This window comes from Streptomyces sp. AM8-1-1 (assembly GCF_032229325.1).
Taxonomy (GTDB): Bacteria; Actinomycetota; Actinomycetes; order Streptomycetales; family Streptomycetaceae; genus Streptomyces; species Streptomyces achmelvichensis.
Window position 1 is genome coordinate 2231508 of the sequence record NZ_CP135086.1, and the last position, 18736, is coordinate 2250243.

The window sequence follows — 18736 nt, forward strand, 5'->3', positions numbered from 1 at the left end:
TCCACGGACTCGGCGCGGTTCTCACGTACGCCGCAACCGGTCACGAGCCCGAACCGTGCCGAACTCCCCAAGTCCCCGGGCCCCTTGATGCCCCGCGGCCAGTCCCGCTACGCGGGGCTCACCCGACGGCGGCCGAGCTGCTGCTTGCCCTCACGCCGTCCTCGTACGCGCCGTCTGCGACGGTGCTGGACCGGGCGTCGCTGCCCGCCCGCAGCCGGCCGCCGGGGCGCGCAGCCGCGGCCCTCGCCGGCCAGTCCGCGGAGATCTGCTCCGCGGAAGTCCGCAGCCTCCGGCCTACCATCAGGACCTGACCATGCTTGCGCCTCTGACCCACGACGACCCCAGCGAGATCGGCGGCTACCGGCTCCTCGCCCGCCTCGGCCACGGCGGCATGGGTACCGTCTACCTCGCACGCTCGGCCGGCGGGCGGACCGTCGCACTCAAGACCATGCATGCCCGCATCGCCGCCGAAGCCGCAGCACGCACCCGCTTTCACCTCGAGACCGACGCAGCACGCATCATCGGTAGCCACCACGGCGCCACGGTCGTCGACGCCGACCCCACCGCCCGAACCCCGTGGCTCGCCACGGAGTACGTCCTCGGCCCGCCCCTCGACGACGCCGTTACCCTCTGCGGCCCCCTGCCCGAGGCATCCGTCCGGGCCCTGGGCGCGGCTCTCGCCGGCGCGCTCGCTCAGCTCCACGCCTCCGACGTCGTCCACCGCGACCTGAAGCCGTCCAACATCATGGTCACCGCCTACGGTCCCAAGATCATCGACTTCGGCATCGCCCGCGCCGCCGGCGACGATCGCCTCACCCGCACCGGCACCGCCGCGGGCACCCCAGCCTTTATGTCCCCGGAGCAGGCCACGGGACAGGAACACACGCCTGCGGGCGACGTGTTCGCCCTCGCCGGTGTCCTCGTATTCGCCGCCACAGGCCACGGCCCCTTCGGCACGGGACAGGCCGCTGACCTGCTCTATCGCGTCCGCTATTCCGACCCCGACCTGACGGGACTGCCGGCGGGCCTCGCCGCCGTCCTCAGCGGGGGCCTGGCAAAAGACCCCGCGCGACGCCTCACCACCGGGCAACTGGCGGCCCAGCTGCACAACGGCCACGGCGAGTTCGCCGACCACCTCCCACCCACGCTGCTGACGGACATCGCCCGCCGGGCAACAGAGGTCTGGAAACACCAGCCACAACGACTGCCTGCACCGGCGGACCACGCCACCGAGGACACCGTGCCGGCGTCCCCACGGGAGGTCAGCCGCCGCAAGCTCCTCACCATCGGTGGCGCGGGACTCATCGGCGCCACGGCGGTCGGCGGTGGCATCTGGACCTGGGCGGCCTCGGCGGATGGAAGCCGCGACAGTGCGGGTGGCAAGAGCAAGCCACCCAAGCCGACGGCCGAGAAGGGCGATTGGCTGTGGGAGCTTCCGCTGCGCCTGAAGGGAGCCTCACTGTCCCCGCCGGTTCCCCTCTCCTTCGGCGTGAGTCTCGCCATCGCGGACGACGACGGGCTGCGGACCATCGATGTCGGCAAGGGTGGCGTCGATATCCCCTCGCTATTGAAGGGCCCGGCGCACCGGTGCACTGACGACGAGGACATCGACGAGTCCAGGGTGTACGCCTCCGAATCCCCGCGATCCGGCAACCACCCGCTCACCATCTCCTCTGTCAAGTCCGGCGGCGACCTGAAGCCTGACATCGTCGAACTGGAGGACTACAACGGAGTTCTCCCCGCGACACAGCTCCTGAGCGCTTACGCCGGCGTCGTCTTCCTCGCGGCGGGACAGGGCGAGCACTCCGACTCGGGAATCGGCTACGAGAGTTCCCAGAAGTGGTACTTGCTCGCTGTTGATGTGCACACCGCCAAGGTTCGGTGGCGTCAGCCGCTTCCCTCCCGGCCGCGAACGTCGAAGCGGTTGCATTTCCTGGCCGCGCGGGCCGTGAAGGACCATCTGGCCGTCCTTCAGGAAATGCCCAATGGCAGGGTCTCTCTGGCTGTCCACGACTCGCGTCGGGGAAAGGAACTGTGGCGGCAGGAGCTCGACGTCCCGGATCCGGAGGCCATCCGGGGAAGGCTGGCGGCCGACGACTGGAGTGTCTACCCGCCGGTGGGCCATCTGCGTGCTCTCCACCTGAAGGACGGCAAGGAGCAGTGGTCGTTCGGCCCGGGCCGGGCCAAGGCACGGACGGGACCCCCCGCGGCGAAGGGAACTTCGTTGTACGCCGTCGAGGAAGGCCTCGGCCTTGTCTCCCTCGACTCGGTCACTGGAGAATTGCTGTGGCGTGCCCCCGACCGCAGTGGGGCCGACCTCGATGTGACGCTGCCGCCCGCCCCTGGCGTCAGCGAGGTTTACGCATACAGCAGTAAATCCGGCCTGCTGCGGTCGTTCTCCTACGATACGGGCAAGGCAGGCACGGCTCGCAGGGCCAGGGGAGACCGCTTCTACGCCCACGACGGCATCCCAGAGGCGATTGTCGCGATCGGCACGGACTACTTCGCCGCCTATCCGTACAAGTGACCCCACACCTCACTGGCCCCGATTACGCAGAAAGCAGCCGTCCTCGTGAAACCCCTCGGCACCGGCGACCCGCTCCGGCTCGGACCGTACCGACTCCTCGGCGTTCTCGGCGAGGGCGGTATGGGCAAGGTCTACTTCGGCCAGGACTCCTTCGGCAGGAAAGCCGCCGTGAAGGTGCTTCACCCTGAACTGGCGCACGACACGAGCCTGGCCCAACGCTTCGTCCGCGAGGCCCAGATGGCGCGGTCCGTCACCAGCACCGGCGTGGCACGGGTACTCGGCGCACACACCGAAGGCGGGCGCCCATGGATCGCCACCGAGTTCCTGACCGGTCCGACGCTGGACGATGCCATCGGCAGACACGGACCCCTGGACGAGCCGGCACTACGTGTCCTGGCCTCCTCGCTGGCCCGGACTCTGACCGACATCCATGCGGCCGGGCTGATCCACCGCGACCTCAAGCCCGCCAACATCGTTCTGACCTCGGCCGGACCGCGCGTCATCGACTTCGGCATCGCCCGGCCCGAGCACGGGCTCACCCTCACGACCACCGGGCAGATACCCGTCACTCCCGGCTTCGGCGCTCCTGAGCAGGTGGTGGGGCAGCGCGTCGGACCCGCGGCGGACGTGTTCTCACTGGGTGCCGTACTGATCTACGCGATCACCGGGGCTCAGGCGTTCACCGGAACCCACGTGGCAGCGGTGCAGTACGAGGTCGTGCACGGAGCACCGCGTATGGACCAGGTCCCGCCCCACCTCGCGCCGCTCATCGGCCCCTGCCTCGCCAAGGAACCGGCACACCGGCCGACGCCCGCTCAGTTGGCATCAGCGTTCGCGCCCGCACGTGGCGCGGAGCGGATCTGGCGCCAAGGACCGCTGGCGTCGGACATCGAGGAGCGGGAACGCACGATCCACCACCTGACGACGGTGGTTTCCTCGGGCTCTGGGGGGACGTCACGACGGCGCCTGCTCACCACACTCGCAGTGGGCGGCGCGGTGCTCGCAGCCGGAACCGGGGCAACCGCCTGGTGGCTGGGCAACCGCGGCGACTCGGGGCCCTACGCCCTGCCACCGGCGGCCGACACCCCGATGGCCGACCCGGTCGCCGCGACGGCCGGGAAGCCCAAGCCGCTGTGGGGGCCCGTACAACTGCTGGCCAAAACGGGGGGCGGACTGGTGCCCGTACGCGACGTCGTGTTCGCCATGAACACCGCAGACACTGGGCTGACTGCCCACAGCGTCGTCGACGGCAAGCCCCGCTGGCACGCCCCCGGCCCGGTCGCTGCCGCCGGTATCGTCATCATGTCGGACGCGCTCGTCGCGGCCGTGGACAAGCAGGGCAAGGTGATGACGTTCGTCGCCTCCTCGGGCGAAGCCCGGTGGTCGGTCCCCGCATCCGCGAAGTACGTCCTCGGCGCCGACGAATCGGCCTTGTACGTCCTCACCGAGAACGACCGGCTCCGCGGCATCAGCCGCTCCGACGGCAGCATTCTCTGGACCGTCCGCCCCAAGGTCTTGCTGGATGCCAAGACCGGACCGCGCGGCGTGGCCGGGAGCGGCCGACTGGTGATCGCGACGGGCAAGGGCCGCGTCCTGGCCGTCGACACGGCCGACGGACGCGAGGTGTGGAACATCGACGACCAGTCATCCATCGACCAGGCAGGTCTCCACCCTGTGTTGCACAAGGAGATGGTCCTGATCAACGGTGCCACGCTGACCGCCCGCAACCTGTCGGACGGCACCGAACGGTGGGCAAAGAGCATCACGGTCGACGGCATGCTGCAGCCCTCGGGCCCCCCTCTCGTCCAGGACGACGTCGTGTACAACACACAGGGCCCGTACATCCTGGCCTGCGACGCGACAGACGGCTCCGAAGTCTGGAGATCACCCAAGGGCTACTACATGTACAGCCCTGTCGCAGTGCAGGGCGATGCGGTGTGCGCCATCAGCCCGAGGGCGGGCGATGGGGACGACTGGGAGCTCCACGTGATGTCCCGCAGCGACAACCAGCGCGTCTGGAGCCGCCGACTGCCGGACGATGCCGGCTCCTACTGGGTGCAGGGCGACGGCAACCGCCTCTTCGTGAGGGCGGGGGCGGAGGTGGAGGCGCTTCCGGTGTTCGAGTGAGGGGCGGTCTTGATCTGGTCCCTCGGGGGAAGGACCAGGCGTGGCGGTGGGCCGGGGGGTCCCGCCTCAGGTCCCTCACTCAGGTCAGCCGGTCTCCGCGAACAGGGCGCCCGTGTGCCGACACAGCAAGAGGGTGGGCACCCCTCGCGCGTGCCCACCCCGCCTTGCTGCGTACTGCTTCGAGCTACTAGTGGAAGTAGCTGGCAGCCTTCTTGTCGCCACCCATGTAGTCGCCGCCTGCCTGGCCGACGACCTTGCCGATCCCCTGGAGAGCCTGCTGAATGTCTGCGGCTTCCTTGTCCCACAGCTCTTGCTGCTCGACGTAGGCCTGGTGCGCTTCGCCCTCCCAGCCGGCGGCGACGCTGGCCATGGCCGTCTTGATGGAACGCAGGTCCTCTTCGAGCTTCTTGGCCTGGTTGCCGAGCACCGTGGCCGTCGCGTCGAGAGCTCCGTACTTGACGACAAGCCCGTCGTAATTCGTGCCCATGATTCCCTCACTCACCTGTTGTTGTGATTCGGCTTTTGGCCTGCCGAGATCGGATCCGCCCAGCGGTTCTAGAGCTTGCTGAGGTTCGACGGCGCGGTGGTACCGACACCGAGGTCGACGTTGATGCTCTGAACAGCGGCACGGACGTCATCCTCCGAACCGTCCTTGATCTTCCTCGAAGCGCTCAACGCCTCGAGGAACTTCGCCAGGATGTTGCCGAGACGCACCATCGAGGTGTTGATCTCTTCCTGCTTGCCGTCGAAGGCGCCGCGGGCGATACCCTGCCACTGGCCCTCAAGGCTGTCGATCGTGCCCTGAATCTGCTGAAGCTGGCCCTTGATCGAGGTGAACTTCTCGAAGAGGTGCTTCTCGAGCTGGATGACTTGCTGGTCTGAAAGCCGCTGGCCCTGTGACACGGTTGCGTTTCCCTTCTGAACTACGGTTGTGACTGGCTGGGTTGTGCCGGGTAAAGCACAACGTGCGGTGAAGGTCTGAACGGGCCTTCGCGGCCCGGCCGTTCGGTCAGACGGTGCGACGCTTTCGGACGACGGCGAAGGCGCCGACGGCGATCACCACGGCTGCGCCGATCCCGATGATGAGCCCCAACTGCCCGCCGTCCGAGGTGCTCTTGCTAGAGCCTGCCACGGTGGCGTCGGAGCCGGGCTTGGGCTTGGGGGGCTGTGACGAAGCTGGTGCAGAGGGGGCGGTGGAGCCGCCGGTCTTCTCATTGGTCAGCGGGCTGAGGTTCGGGTCGCCCGGCTTGCCGATGCCGCGGTTGATGGCGGCGTTGGGGCGGACGATGCCGTGCCCGAGGTAGTTGCTCACGGTGCCGGGCTTCCAGTCGTCGCCCCGGCCGGCCGACTCGAACATGACGCGGAGCACCTGGTTGGCGGTCCAGTCGGGATGCGCAGACCAGATGAGGGCTGCGGATGCAGATGCGATCGCGCTGGCTTGGCTCGTGCCCTGGCTGACGCAATACCGCTTGAATGACTCGTCGCACCACGAAGGGATCTTTACGCCGGGCGCCGCTAGGTGGACCTCATCGCCGTGTTCCGAAAACGACGCCACCCGTCCTTCTGAATTGGTCGCTGCAACGCCGACCACGTCCGGGTACGCGGCGGGATAGTCGACGTAGTTCAGCCCTTTGGCTTCGTTGCCGACGCTGGAGAACATCACCTTCCCCTTCTTCGCCGCGTACTGCACCGCTTCCCTGGTGTCGTCATCCCAGCCATCCTGCCCCAGGGAGACATTGATGATCTGGGCGTCGCTATCTGCGGCTGCACGGATCGCCTTGTCCAAGGTGTGCAACCGGTCAGGCGCTTCCTTGTCCCGCATTTCAGCGATAAGGGTTCGAATGGGGAGGATTTTGGCACCAGGTGCGAGCCCTTGAATGCCACCGCCTTTTCCGGTGCCGGCGATCAACTCAGCCATAGTTGTGCCATGGCCGTCGTAGTCATCTGTCTCATCGCCTGAGATACCTGCTACGTCAATGCCCTTGACAACCTGACCCTTCAGGGACGGAGTGGACGGATTCACGCCACCATCGATGACGGCGACCGAAATCCCCTTCCCCGTGCTCTTCCGCCAGATGTCAGAGGCTCGCATCGCGTCCAAGTACCACTGCTGTGGCCGTACATCCGCGGCGACAGCGGCGGGAGCAAGCCCCGTAAGGGTAAAAGTCAACGCGCCACAGGCTGCCACTGTGGACAACACTCGCCGTCCGACAGTAGGCAACTTGCGGTACATCCGAGGCTGGCTCATTGCTGCCGTCATCCTGCCTTCCGAACCTTCCCTGTCCTTAATCGATCACCGGTGGAACAGCTCCGCGCCGCCGTACCGCCCATGTCTCTTCGTCCTCTGTCAGGTAGTCCGGACGGGCAGACCCAGAACTCTCCTGCTCCTCGTCATTGTGCTGCCGCTGCCCGGGGCGACTGCCGGTGAGCCCTGCACCGCCCGTCGTGAAGCCACCCGCACCCGACCGAGAGCCACCTGCGCCGGCACTCCGCGGCGTGCCGACAACCCCGTTCGAGCTGGGAGTTCCCCGACCCGCCGGCCGTGCAGCACTCTGAGCAGGGCCGCCCACGACACCCGACTGACTAGGCCTCGCGGCGGAAGAACGCCCTGCCGTGGGCCCCTCGCCACCGATAACCGTGCCGCGAGGAATACGCGAACCGGATGAGCCACCGGCGGTGCGCTGCGGCGTCCCGCCTACGATGCCATCGGTTCGTCCGGACCTGGGCCCGGAAGCCCTTGTCCCGGCACGGCCCGCGGTCGGCTGCCCTGCTGCACCAGCTCGGCCTGCGACTGGGTTTTGCCCCCCAGCGCCTGCCCCACCGGCACGTCCAGAGGCGGGGGTGCCACCTGTCCCGCCGGCGCGTCCCACGGGAGTGCCACCTGTCCCGCCGGCGCGTCCCACGGGAGTGCCACCTGTCCCGCCGGCGCGTCCCACGGGAGTGCCAGTAGCGGTGGCTCCCGGTCGGCCGACGGCACCGGCATTGCCGGCTGTTCCCGACCGACCAACCGAGGGGGACCCGCTGCCACCCGTTGCCCGCCCGACAGGGCTGGAGGTCCCGCCGCCACCGACCCTCGGCACGCCAGACGTGCCCACTGAGCGGGCGGTCCCGCCCTTTACAGGGTTCGCGAACCCATTGGTCATCGGCGGGACCGGTCCTCCCCCTGTGGTGCTGGGGGTACCAGTGGCTGTGACGGGCTGAGCCGGTCCGGGGCCCGTAGTCGGAGCCGGCGGCGTCGCGACGCTGTCGATCTCCATCGACGTGTTCCGGTCCGGAACGGGTACGACCACGCGGTCTGGCCCAGTCCGCGAAGGGTCACGCTCGTCAACGGATACCGCACGATCCGCCGTTGCCTGTGAAGCCGCTTTGGAGTCTGCCCTGGACGTCTCAGTCTGCGACTCCGAGACCGGTCCGGCGGAACGCGGAGCCGGAACCGCCGCCTTCAGCATCTTCGGCATCTCCGGCGGCTGCTGCTGCGCCAGCGACTGCTCCGAGACCGCGTAGAACGACGACAGGCGGTTCATCTGGTTGATGGCCTCCTGGCGGTTCTTCTCCACCTTCACGGCCTCGATGTACTCCGGGTTGGTGTCCTTGGCCGGCGCCAACGCGAATGCTTCTGGCTTCTTCGCGATCAGCCGAGTGTCGCGCTCCCGCGGCATGGAGTTCTTCACCGAGGTCAGGCCCGTGCTGGCGACCGTCATCTGCGTGCCGACCACGTTGGCGAAGGCGCCCAGCTTCCAGGCATAACCGGCAAGTTCGCTGCCGTAGCGCTGGAACTCGGTCGCTCCCTCGCCTTTCCAGTCCGTCTTCTTGACGAAGTCGTCGAGGTCCTTGGCCGCCTTGTTGAGGGCGACCCGAGCCTTTTCGAGGTTCTCTCCGGCCCGCTCGAGGTCCGAGGGGTTGGAAGCTTCGAGCAGGTCGAGCATGGCGTTGAGCTGAACTTCTTCGAAGCTCGTCTTGCCGAACAGGCCGCCGGCGTTACCGAAGCCGATCTTGTCCATCACCGTTGCGAAGCGCTCGAGGGCGTCAGTCGCGCCGAATTGGCCCTCGATCTGCGAAGCGGTCTCGGCCTGCTTCTTCTCGTGATCCTGAGGGGTCAGCTCCGGCTTCTTCTCATCACCCATCAGTCGTCACCCCCATTCCCCTGTGCCACCGGTGTCGTTCTGGCGAGGTGCATCGGGCTCGCCACCCTTGTCTCCCGGCTTCTTCTCCCGCTGCTCCTGAGCCTTCCTCTCCTCTTCCAGGCGTGCCTGGATGGTGTGGAAGCGGGCCCGCAGTTCTTCCTCGACGTTGTTGTAGCCGACGTCCGCGGCATGTACGCCGATGCTCATCAGCTCGATCTGGTCGCTGAGACTCCGGGAGAGCGACGTGAGTGCCGAGTGCACACGGTTGTACTGGGTGAAGAAGCCGTCCGCTTCGGCGAAGGCCATATTGGTTCCGCTGAACGAGCCGCGCGAGACCTCCTGAGCAGCCACCTTCGACTTTCCGGCCGCACCGCTCTCGAAGTCCGCCAGCAGTGCGTTGATCTGCTTCTGGAACGTCTTCAGCGCGCCTACACCGCGCGCGAGGTCACTCCCACCGGACGCGCTGCCCCCGCCACCTTCTGCCTCGAGCACGATGCCCGTTCCTCCCCGTTTGCTCCAGCTGTCCCACGTTGCGATCGTGGTGAACCGGCCATCACCGATCGTCGACCTACCACTCTAGCCACTGGGTCTGACAGCCCCAAGTGCCTTATACGTCACTCGACTTCTCTGGTGTGACGCTTCACGACCGCTATGCGGTTGCAATCGTTCCCATCATGACAGTCCTGTGAAAGTTGACCCCACTGAGCCCATCAACCCCTCACAGAACTCCGGCTCACCCTTCCCCGAGCCTCCGCGCGCGGCGCCTCGAGTCGCGGAACGCCACCGCGCCGCCCGCGATCGACGCCACCAGGACGCCCCCTCCCACAACGACGTACGTCGCCATCCGGGAGTTGCGTTCCGCGGCCGATTCCCCGAGTTGGAGTTCGGCCGGGGTCGGGACCTCGCCCTTTGTCACTCCTTCGTGGGCCACCGGTTGCTCGATCGGCTTGTCATCCTCCGTCAGGGCGCGGACCGGGTCCACGACTCCCCAGCCGACCAGGCGGTCGTGGCCCGGGGTGGAGCGTTCCGCCGTCTGCTGGATCTGGGCCACGATCTGCTTCTGGGTCCAGTCGCCGTGCTTGCTCTTGATCAGGGCCGCGACCCCGGCGACGTAAGGGGCGGAGAAGCTGGTCCCGTTGTCGGCGCAGTGGCCTTTGCCGGGGACCGTGGTGACCATGTCCACACCGGGGGCCGCGATGCCGACGAAGTCGCCGGACTGGGAGAAGGCCGCCCGTTCGTTGTTGCGGTCCGAGGAGGCCACCGCCAGGACGCCGGGGTACGAAGCGGGATACGTCTTCTTCACGTTGCCACCGAGGCCGTCGTTGCCCGCCGAGGCGACGACCACCACGTCCTCGTCCAGGGCAGCGTCCACCGCCTGCTTCAGGGCGGGTGCCGGCTCCACCGCGTCGGCCGTGTCCTGGGAGATGTTGATCACGTCGGCACCCGCGGCGACCGACCTGGTGATCGCCGAAGCCAGCGACGCCGCGGTGCCGTTGCCCTCCGCGTCGTTCTGCTTGACCGGGATGATCGTGGCGGCGGGGGCGAGGCCCACGACGCCCGTGCCCTTGAGAGGGCGGGCGGCGATGATGCCGGCGACCTTGGTGCCGTGGCCCACCGTGTCCGTGGTGCCGTTGCTCGCACCGCGGTCGATCTTCTCGCCCTTCTTGTTCTTGGCGGGCAGAAGGTTCATGCCCTTCTTGGCGTCCACCGCGCGCTTCAGCTGTGGATTCCTGGTGTCCACGCCGGTGTCGATGACGGCGACCTGCACGCCCTTTCCGGTGGACTGCTTCCACAGTTCGTCCAGCAGCACGCGTTGCAGCGCCCAGGGCCTGCCCTTGTAGGTGTCGCCGGGGAACTTGCACTGGCCCGAGTCGGCGGTGGCCGTCGTGGCCGGCATGCCGATGAAGACCAGTGCCGTCGCCGCCGCGAGCCTGAGGGATCGGTGGGTGTACGTCATCGCGGGCGGCCTCACGAGCCCTGGGGCTGGGTCGCGGCGCCGGTCGACAGACGGGGGCCCGTCGGCAGGAAGCCGGCCCAGGCGGCCGGGATCGGCAGCGGGTCGACCTCCTTGTAGCCGAGCCGTTCCTGCGCGTCCTGCGCTTCTTGCTGGACGTCTTCCTTGCCGGAGCCCGAGGACCCGATGCCGGAGTCGTCGGTCGCACTGTCACCGTTGGACTGCATGGCATACCGCAGACCCGTGTCGGTCACGAGGAAGAGGAAGCCGGAGCGGGTCGACGATCCCTTGAACTGGCGGAACAGCTGGCCGGATCCGGGGGTGACGTACGCACTCGTGGAGCCCGTGGGCAGCTCCGCCGGAAACCGTGTGCCGGCCCAGGTGCTGAGCGTGGTGGTGCCGTCGTCCTCGTCCACCTTGCGCAGCACGTTGCACACCGTGTTGCGGCTTCCCTCGTCGGTGCTCGCGGAGTTGACCGGCCTGGGCGCGTTCGCCGGCCACTTCTTGTCGTCGCCGAAGGGGGTGCCGGGCTGGAAGCTGGCGGCGCTGACGGAGGTCGCCCGGCCCGCCTGGCCGAGCTTGATCAGGTCCCGGCTGTTGAGCAGCAGCTTCGCGGTGAAGTCGGAGACGGGGGCCACCCGGCCGCGGAGGACGACGTACTGCTGGTTCTTCGTCCCGTCGGTCGCGGTGAGGACCATGCCGACCTTGTTGACCTTGGGATCCAGCTCTCCGGACACTCCGGCGTCGGTGCCGGGGGTGTCGGGAATCCTGGGGAAGGAGATGGGGTCGCCCTTGTGCAGGGTGCTCAGCCAGGCCTCGGAGACCCGCTGCGGCTCACGGCCCTGGCCGACGAGCTGTCGCAGCAGCAACTCGTCGTCGGCGACGGAGTATGCCGTGCCGCCGGCGTCGACGATGTACCGGGCCTCGCCGGGCCCTTCCACGTACATCAGATCGCCGCCGGTGAGGCGGTTCGGCCCCTCGGTCTTCGACTCCTGGCGCTCGGCGAAGACGAAGGCCGCCTTCTCGATCGCCCTGCCGCCCTCGCCCGGACGCTCGCACACGGCCCAGCGCTTGGCCGCTCCGGCCTCCTTGGCGTCGGGCAGCCGGTCGGGGGCGTACGGGATGCCGAGAGTGGCTCCGTGCGGGATCTTGCCGCTGTCGAGTACGGATTCGTCGACGTTGATGACCTTGCCCTTGCCGGGCTTGAGGAGGAGCTTGGCCGAGGACATGTTGAGCACCGGGTGGAGCTGCCTTTTGCCCTTCGTCTTCAGGACGACGTACCGGGTGGTCGACTTGCTCGCGATGATGACGTTCTCTTCGGCGATGTCCCAGCCCTTGGGCGCGACGGGCTTGAACATCCCCCACGCACCGAACACGGCGAGGATCACGACACCGACGATCGCTCCCGGCACGACCGCACGCAGGGGACGGGGCGCGCCCTCCTCCGAGCCGGTGGCGTTGGGCTGGAGGAACTGCGCGATCAATCTCCGCTTCGCGAAGGTGTAGGCGTTGAGTTCGTCCCGACGTGATGCCATCTGTCCGCTGTCCCTCTCCCCGCTGTGCGGCCGGGCTGTGCACTCTCCGAGCGGGCCCGCCGTCGTTCCGCCCCCCTACTATGCCTGCTGGGGTTCACGACTTACTGCTCAGGTAGGGTGATCGCCCGGTCAACGCCCATGGGAATTTGGTAATTACGGACACGAGGGGGCAACGCGGCGATGGGTACGGCGACGCGCGCGCGAAATGGGCGGACTTCCGGACAGGCGCCCGGCGGTTCCCGCGGGCAACGCAGCAATGCGCAGGTGAGCACCCCTTCGTCGGCCGCCCCCGCGACGACCACCCTGCGCCCCCTGTCCCGCACCAGACGTGTCGGTCCCTTCCAGCTGCGGCAGCTCGCCCTGGTCGAGATCGCGATCGCCCTGGCGCTGATCGGGATGGTCCTCGGTGACCTGTGGATGATCCCCGCGGCGGTCATCGGCTCGGTCCTCGTCCTGCTGGCCTTCGTGCGGCGGCGTGGCCACGCCGTCCAGGACTGGGTGGCGACCGCCCTCGGCCTGCGGGTGCGCAGGCGGGCGGCAGGTCCCGCCGCGGCGGACACCGACCCCTCGCTGGCGCCTGTCGTCGAAGGCGCTCCCGGTCTGCGCCCGTTCACCTTCGTCGACCGCGACCGCCGCACCATCGGGATGCTGGGAGACGGCACGTTCCTGACCGCGGTCGTACGCGTCGAGGCGAGCGGCTCCGCGCTGCGGCCGGCGTTCGGTGCGCGGTCGTTGTCGCTCTCGCTGCTCGGCGGGGCTCTCTCGGTGGACGACATCGTGCTGGAATCGGTGCAGTTGGTGCAGCAGGTGCGTTCGGCCCCTGCGCCGCATCTGCCGCAGCAGTCGGTCGCCCGGCTCTCGTACGCACCGCTCCAGGAGCGGACCGGGGCGCCCGCCCTGCGGATGACCTGGGTGGCGGTGAAGCTCGACCCCGAACTCTGCCGGGAGGCCGTCGAGGCACGCGGCGGCGGGATCGAGGGCGCCCAGCGCTGTCTCGTCCGGGTCGCCGACCATGTGGCGAGCCGGGTCACCGGCGCCGGGTTCCAGGCTGTCGTCCTGGACCAGGAGGAGCTGAACTCCGCGATGGCGACGGCCGCTTGCGCGAGCCCGCGCCTCGCCGCCCGTGCGAGCAGGCCCGATGCCGCACCGCAGCAGCGGACCGCGGAAACGGCGCGGGTCTGGCGCTGCGACGACCGCTGGCACACGACCTATGCGGTGGGCCGCTGGCCCGAGTTGGGACGCGGCGCCGCGCCCCTTCCCAAGCTGGTGTCCACCCTCACGGCGGCGCCCGCGTATGCGACGACCTTCAGCCTCACCCTGCGCCGCGGTCCGCACCAGGGCGGTATGGCGGTGGCCGGCCATGTGCGGATCACCGGCGGCTCGGACTCCGAACTCATCGGCGTACGACGGACGTTGGAGCAGTCCGCGCGTGCGGCGAAGGTCGGTCTCGTACGGCTGGACCGCGAGCAGCTGCCCGGTGTCCACGCGACTCTCCCGCTGGGTGGTGTTCTGTAATGGCCAGGATGGCAGCGATGCGCGGACTGATCGGTCCGCGCCATGCGGGGCACACCATGGTCGCCGACCATCTCGGCGCGCTGTCCCTGCCGGTCGGGGACGACGGTGTGGTGATAGGCGACGACTCCGAGGGCCGGCCCCTGATGGTGGGCTTCCACCGGTCGACCCCCTATGACGTGCTGTTGATCGGCGGGCTGTGGACCGCGCAGGTGCTGGCACTGCGTGCGGCGGGTACCGGTGCCCGGGTCGCGGTGGAGACCGGCCGCGCCCAGGCGTGGACGACGCTTGCGCAGGCCGCCGGCGCGGGCCTCGACTGCATCGCCCTGCACGACGTGGGCCGCGTTCCGCCGATGGGCGCGACGGTCGGCAGCCCGGTCGTGGTGGTGCGGGACTGCGGTATGCGGCCGCCGCGCGGACGCGTGGTGTCGTCGCCCTGGCAGTCGGTCCTGACGCTGCTGCCGTATCTGAGCCCTGTCGCGCCGCGTCTGCTGCGGGACTCGACGCTCGTGGGCGTCCAGCGGGTCTCTCCGCAGGAGGCGGAGCAGATCGGGCGGATCCTCGGTCTGACGCGCGTCGAGATCGACGCCCTGCCGACGCTGGCGGACGGTGTCACGCTTTGGGTCGCCGGGCGTGAGCGCCACTGGGTCATGACGAGCGGCACCGACGCCGAGACGGGGCTGCTGGGCGTCGCCCGCCGGATGGACTGACCGCCGGTCCGTCCACCACCATCGCCGTCCCCGTACGGGGAAGCCCGCAGGACGCGGGAAGCGTTCCCGTTCGTGGGAAGCATCTTTGTTGCCCGGAATTCACGGGCGGGACGGACATAAACTGCCCGCGTGACGTGGACTTGCACCTGGCTCCGGGAAGCCTCCCGGCACGTGGGGCAGGTCCGTCTCGCCTTTACCGAAAGGGAGCTTGGCTGATGGGGAGCGCTCAGGAGAAGGACGAGCTGTACGCCCTCGACATCTCTGACGTCGAGTGGCTCAGCGCCCCCGGCACGAGCGAGGACGAGGAACGGGTCGAGATCGCGCATCTGCCGGGCGGAGCCGTGGCGATGCGGTCGTCCCTGGAGCCCGACACGGTCCTGCGCTACACCGAGGCCGAGTGGCGGGCGTTCGTGCTCGGTGCGCGGGACGGGGAGTTCGACCTCCGCTGAGCGCTGGGCACCGAGCGCCGAGTTCCGCGGGCGCACCGGGCGGCGTCCTTCACGGGTCGCGTCGTGCCCGCTGTGTGCCGTGAGCGGTGTCGTTCGTGTCGAGGTGCTGTGCAGGTGCTGTGTGCCGGAGCGTGGTGCGCGCATCGTGCGCGCCGGTCGTCGAGACCGGATTGTTGGCGCGGCCTCCTTGAAATCCGGTGGCGCCGAATTCCGTATGCAGTTGTGCCGGTTTGCCCCACGCGTTTCCTCACGCTCAGCCGCCCGCAGTTCACTTGGGGGCATCGGGTGACGTACGGGACAGCAGCCTGGGGGTGGGCGGGCCTGCCGGAGCGCCCTTGTTGACGATTAGGGTGGTACGGAAAGCGGCAGAGGAACATGCGGGGATGCCCGCTGCGTCCCAGGGGGAGAGCCGGGCCGATCGGTTGTCAGCGGTCGCCGCCCCCACCCACTACGGCACAAGGGTGCTCGACCACACCAGGAGGCACAGTGAACAGCGATCGGGACGAGATCCGCGGGGGATGGGACCTTCCCGCCGACGAGTCCGACGCGGAGCCCGCCGAGCTGACGGGTGAGTTCACCATCGACTACACCCCTCCGGCCTGGTACACGCAGAACGCCTCGGGTGACTCCTCGGGCGCGAACGCGGGGCAGCAGGGGCAGGGCGGTACGCCGCCTCCGCAGCCGACCGGGGCGCCGGTGGCGATGCCCGGAGCGCCCGCGAGCGGCGGCTTCGAGCCGAACTGGCAGCAGCCGGCTCCGCCCGCCGCCCAGGCACCTCACGCACCGCAGACGCCTCCTCCGTCGCAGACCCCTCCCCCTGCGCAGACACCGCCCGCGGTCGTGCCGGGCCCCGACCCGCTCCAGGGGCAGCCGCCGGTTCCGGAGTCTCCCGAGAGTGCCGGGGCACCCGAAGCCCAGGCCCCCGCTCCTCAGGCACCCACGCCCGGTCCGGAGTCGGCTCCCGAGCCCGAGCCGCAGCCCTTCGGCGGCGGTGATGTGGAGAGCGGCGCCACCATGCGGTTCTCCCCCGCCGCGCTGAGGCGCGAGATGGAGGAGCGTGCGGCGGCGAAGGAAGCGGAGGAGGCCGCGGCCTCGGACGCCGCCGGTGAGCCCGAGCCCACGTCCGCCGATGCCGACGCCGATGCTCCGGCCGACGCCGAGACCTCCGTCGACAACGAGCAGACCGGCGACGCCGAGCCGGAGTCGGACACCGAGGCCGGCTCCGAGGCGGACAGCGACACCGGCGATGACGGGGACAGCGCGCCGCGCGCCGACACCGAGCCCGAGGGTCCGGACACGGCGACGGCCGACGACGTGACCGCGGATGCGGCCGCGGTGGACGAGCCGTCCGACTCCGTGCCCGAGGACGCCGTCCCCGAGAGCCCCGCGCCCGTCACGGCCGCCGAACCGCAGGACGCTCCCCCGGCACCGGCACCGGCGCCCGCTCAGCCCTGGTCCCCCACGCCGCCCGCACAGGATGCCGGGCTGCCTCCGCTGCCGCCCGCCTTCCAGCCTGCCGCGCCCGCGCCCGCGCCGCAGTGGCCCGCGACTCCGCAGACCCCGGACCCGTCCGTGCCGCCCCAGGCCCCGGCCCCGACCGGGTACGGGTTCCCCCAGCAGGCGCAGCCCGGGCAGCCGCCGCAGGCCGTACCGCCGGCCCCGCTGCCGCCGACGGCACCGGGCCCCAACACCCCGCAGCCGCAAGCCGGTTACGGCTTCCCCCAGCCAGGCCAGCCCGGTCAGCCGCCGCAGGCACCCCAGCCTCCCCAAGCACCGCACGGCGGCGGCTACGGCTTCCCCCAGCAGGCACAGCCGCAGCCCGCACCCATGCCGCCGACGGCACCCGGCCCCAACACTCCGCAGCCGCAAGCCGGTTACGGCTTCCCCCAGCCAGGCCAGCCCGGTCAGCCGCCGCAGGCACCCCAGCCTCCCCAAGCGCCCCACGGCGGCGGCTACGGCTTCCCCCAGCAGGCACAGCCGCAGCCCGCACCCATGCCGCCCACGGCACCCGGCCCCAACGCCCCACAGCCACAAGCCGGTTACGGCTTCCCCCAGCCCGGCCAGCCTGGCCAGCCCGGCCCCGGCCAGGAGGGTCAGCCGCCGCAGACCCCCCACGTACCCCCGCAGCAGACGCACCAGCAGGGACCGCCCCCGGGCGCCCCCGTCGATCCGCGTGCCGGTGCCGCATGGCCCACGCCGGTCACGCACGACCAGCGTGAGCGGTCCGTACCGGGTGCGCCGCTCGGGTACACCGCCGCCGTCGAGCTGTCGTCCGACCGCCTGCTGCGCAACAACAAGCAGAAGGCCAAGTCGAGCCGCAACCCGTCCGGCCCCGCCGCCCGCTTCAAGCTCGGCGGCAAGAAGGAGGAGGCCGAGCGGCAGCGGAAGCTCGACCTCATCCGTACGCCGGTGCTCTCCTGCTACCGGATCGCGGTCATCAGCCTCAAGGGCGGTGTCGGCAAGACCACGACGACCACCGCGCTGGGCTCGACGCTGGCCACCGAGCGGCAGGACAAGATCCTGGCGATCGACGCCAACCCGGACGCCGGCACGCTCGGCCGCCGGGTGCGCCGCGAGACCGGGGCCACGATCCGCGACCTGGTGCAGGCGATCCCGTACCTCAACTCGTACATGGACATCCGTCGGTTCACCTCGCAGGCCTCCTCCGGTCTGGAGATCATCGCGAACGACGTGGACCCGGCCGTCTCGACGGCGTTCAACGACGAGGACTACCGGCGCGTGCTGGAGGTGCTGGGCAAGCAGTACCCGATCATCCTCACCGACTCCGGCACGGGGCTGCTCTACAGCGCCATGCGCGGCGTCCTCGACCTCGCCGACCAGCTGATCATCATCTCCACGCCGTCCGTGGACGGCGCGAGCAGTGCGTCGACGACGCTGGACTGGCTGTCGGCGCACGGGTACGCGGACCTGGTTCAGCGTTCGGTCACCGTCATCTCCGGTGTCCGTGAGACCGGCAAGATGATCAAGGTCGATGACATCGTCCAGCACTTCCAGACACGCTGCCGCGGTGTCGTCGTGGTGCCCTTCGACGAGCACCTGGCGGCCGGCGCCGAGGTCGACCTCGACATGATGCGCCCGAAGACCCGTGAGGCGTACTTCAATCTGTCCGCGCTGATCGCCGAGGACTTCGCCCGGGCCCAGCAGCAGCAGGGACTGTGGACCGCCGACGGCAACCCGCCGCCGACCATGGCGCCGCCCATGCCGGGCCACCAGCAGGCGCCGGGGCAGTACCCCGCCCCGCCCGCCCCGCAGATCCCCGGACAGCAGATGCCGGGTCAGCCTGCCCCGGGTCAGCAGCCCTACCCGCCGCAGCAGCCCTATCCGCAGGGTCAGCCGCCCCACCCCCAGGGTCAGCAGTCCTACCCGCCGCAGCAGGGCCAGCCGCCGCAGCAGTACGGCGGTCAGCAGCCGCCCCAGCAGCCCTACCCTCCCCAGGGATGGCAGCAGCAGCCGCCCCAGGCCCAGCCTCCGGCGCAGCCCGCCGGAACTCCGCCGCAGCCGGGCCACCCTGGTCAGCAGGGCCGGCAGGCCGGTCCGGGGCAAGCGGATTCCCAGGGCCCTGTTCCGCCCGCCGAGTGGATGCAGCAGCAGCCTCCGCAGGCGCCGCCAGCCCCTCAGCAGTAGGGCGTCAGAGGTCTGAACCAATGAGGGCCCGCACCGTCTCCACGGTGCGGGCCCTCGATGCATTCCCGCAGACCACACCATGTTTGACGCGCCGTTGACGCCGCTCGACCACCGCTGATAAACCTTCGCTTCACCAGCTGGCGAACCAGAGAA

The 18736-nt window shown here is 69.7% G+C and carries 13 protein-coding genes; 6 read left to right on the top strand and 7 right to left on the bottom strand.

Translation table 11 applies throughout. The features are described from left to right. Positions 1-313 precede the first annotated feature (313 nt). Positions 314-2527: a protein kinase domain-containing protein gene (locus tag RPQ07_RS09985; protein ID WP_313943750.1), complete on the top strand. Its 2214-nt coding sequence runs from the start codon at positions 314-316 to the stop codon at positions 2525-2527. Positions 2528-2572: 45 nt separating this feature from the next. Continuing rightward, a complete protein-coding gene (locus tag RPQ07_RS09990) occupies positions 2573-4654 on the top strand; it encodes a serine/threonine-protein kinase (protein WP_313943751.1) in 2082 nt (693 codons plus the stop codon). Between the two features lie 187 nt (positions 4655-4841). Here RPQ07_RS09990 and RPQ07_RS09995 read toward each other — a convergent pair whose 3' ends face one another. From RPQ07_RS09995 to eccB, 7 genes are all read right to left on the bottom strand, one after another. Continuing rightward, a complete protein-coding gene (locus tag RPQ07_RS09995; RefSeq protein WP_313943752.1) occupies positions 4842-5141 on the bottom strand; it encodes a WXG100 family type VII secretion target in 300 nt (99 codons plus the stop codon). A 68-nt stretch (positions 5142-5209) separates the two neighbouring features. Beyond that, positions 5210-5557, bottom strand: coding sequence for a WXG100 family type VII secretion target (locus RPQ07_RS10000; RefSeq protein ID WP_313943753.1), 348 nt, complete (start codon positions 5555-5557; stop codon positions 5210-5212). Between the two features lie 106 nt (positions 5558-5663). Then, positions 5664-6746, bottom strand: coding sequence for a S8 family serine peptidase (locus tag RPQ07_RS10005; RefSeq protein WP_313948842.1), 1083 nt, complete (start codon positions 6744-6746; stop codon positions 5664-5666). A gap of 193 nt (positions 6747-6939) precedes the next feature. Continuing rightward, the gene (locus RPQ07_RS10010; protein WP_313943754.1) at positions 6940-8778 is read right to left on the bottom strand and encodes a hypothetical protein; all 1839 of its coding nucleotides are present in this window, start codon (positions 8776-8778) and stop codon (positions 6940-6942) included. A gap of 6 nt (positions 8779-8784) precedes the next feature. Continuing rightward, positions 8785-9270, bottom strand: coding sequence for a hypothetical protein (locus RPQ07_RS10015; RefSeq protein WP_413777722.1), 486 nt, complete (start codon positions 9268-9270; stop codon positions 8785-8787). 241 nt (positions 9271-9511) lie between these two features. After that, positions 9512-10735, bottom strand: coding sequence for a type VII secretion-associated serine protease mycosin (gene mycP, locus RPQ07_RS10020; RefSeq protein ID WP_313943755.1), 1224 nt, complete (start codon positions 10733-10735; stop codon positions 9512-9514). An 11-nt stretch (positions 10736-10746) separates the two neighbouring features. Next, positions 10747-12267, bottom strand: a complete 1521-nt coding sequence (gene eccB, locus RPQ07_RS10025) for a type VII secretion protein EccB (RefSeq protein ID WP_313943756.1) — start codon at positions 12265-12267, stop codon at positions 10747-10749. Positions 12268-12447: 180 nt separating this feature from the next. On the opposite strand from eccB, the gene eccE reads away from it, so the two are divergent. The 4 genes from eccE (at position 12448) to RPQ07_RS10045 (ending at position 18583) form a co-directional block, all read left to right on the top strand. Next, positions 12448-13782, top strand: coding sequence for a type VII secretion protein EccE (eccE, locus tag RPQ07_RS10030; RefSeq protein WP_313943757.1), 1335 nt, complete (start codon positions 12448-12450; stop codon positions 13780-13782). 8 nt (positions 13783-13790) lie between these two features. After that, entirely contained in the window at positions 13791-14489 is a 699-nt protein-coding gene (locus RPQ07_RS10035; RefSeq protein ID WP_313943758.1) for a hypothetical protein, read from the top strand. 215 nt (positions 14490-14704) lie between these two features. Continuing rightward, complete coding sequence (locus RPQ07_RS10040; RefSeq protein WP_313943759.1) at positions 14705-14938, top strand: DUF397 domain-containing protein; 234 nt, start codon at positions 14705-14707, stop codon at positions 14936-14938. Positions 14939-15424: 486 nt separating this feature from the next. After that, the gene (locus tag RPQ07_RS10045; RefSeq protein WP_313943760.1) at positions 15425-18583 is read left to right on the top strand and encodes an SCO5717 family growth-regulating ATPase; all 3159 of its coding nucleotides are present in this window, start codon (positions 15425-15427) and stop codon (positions 18581-18583) included. Positions 18584-18736: the final 153 nt, after the last annotated feature.

Coding starts and splice junctions, on each gene's coding strand:
- mycP (WP_313943755.1), bottom strand. CDS start 10,735: ATGACGTACACCCACCGATCCCTCAGGCTCGCGGCGGCGACGGCACTG.
- eccE (WP_313943757.1), top strand. CDS start 12,448: ATGGGTACGGCGACGCGCGCGCGAAATGGGCGGACTTCCGGACAGGCG.
- RPQ07_RS10010 (WP_313943754.1), bottom strand. CDS start 8,778: ATGGGTGATGAGAAGAAGCCGGAGCTGACCCCTCAGGATCACGAGAAG.
- eccB (WP_313943756.1), bottom strand. CDS start 12,267: ATGGCATCACGTCGGGACGAACTCAACGCCTACACCTTCGCGAAGCGG.
- RPQ07_RS10035 (WP_313943758.1), top strand. CDS start 13,791: ATGGCAGCGATGCGCGGACTGATCGGTCCGCGCCATGCGGGGCACACC.
- RPQ07_RS09995 (WP_313943752.1), bottom strand. CDS start 5,141: ATGGGCACGAATTACGACGGGCTTGTCGTCAAGTACGGAGCTCTCGAC.
- RPQ07_RS10005 (WP_313948842.1), bottom strand. CDS start 6,746: ATGCGAGCCTCTGACATCTGGCGGAAGAGCACGGGGAAGGGGATTTCG.
- RPQ07_RS10040 (WP_313943759.1), top strand. CDS start 14,705: ATGGGGAGCGCTCAGGAGAAGGACGAGCTGTACGCCCTCGACATCTCT.
- RPQ07_RS09985 (WP_313943750.1), top strand. CDS start 314: ATGCTTGCGCCTCTGACCCACGACGACCCCAGCGAGATCGGCGGCTAC.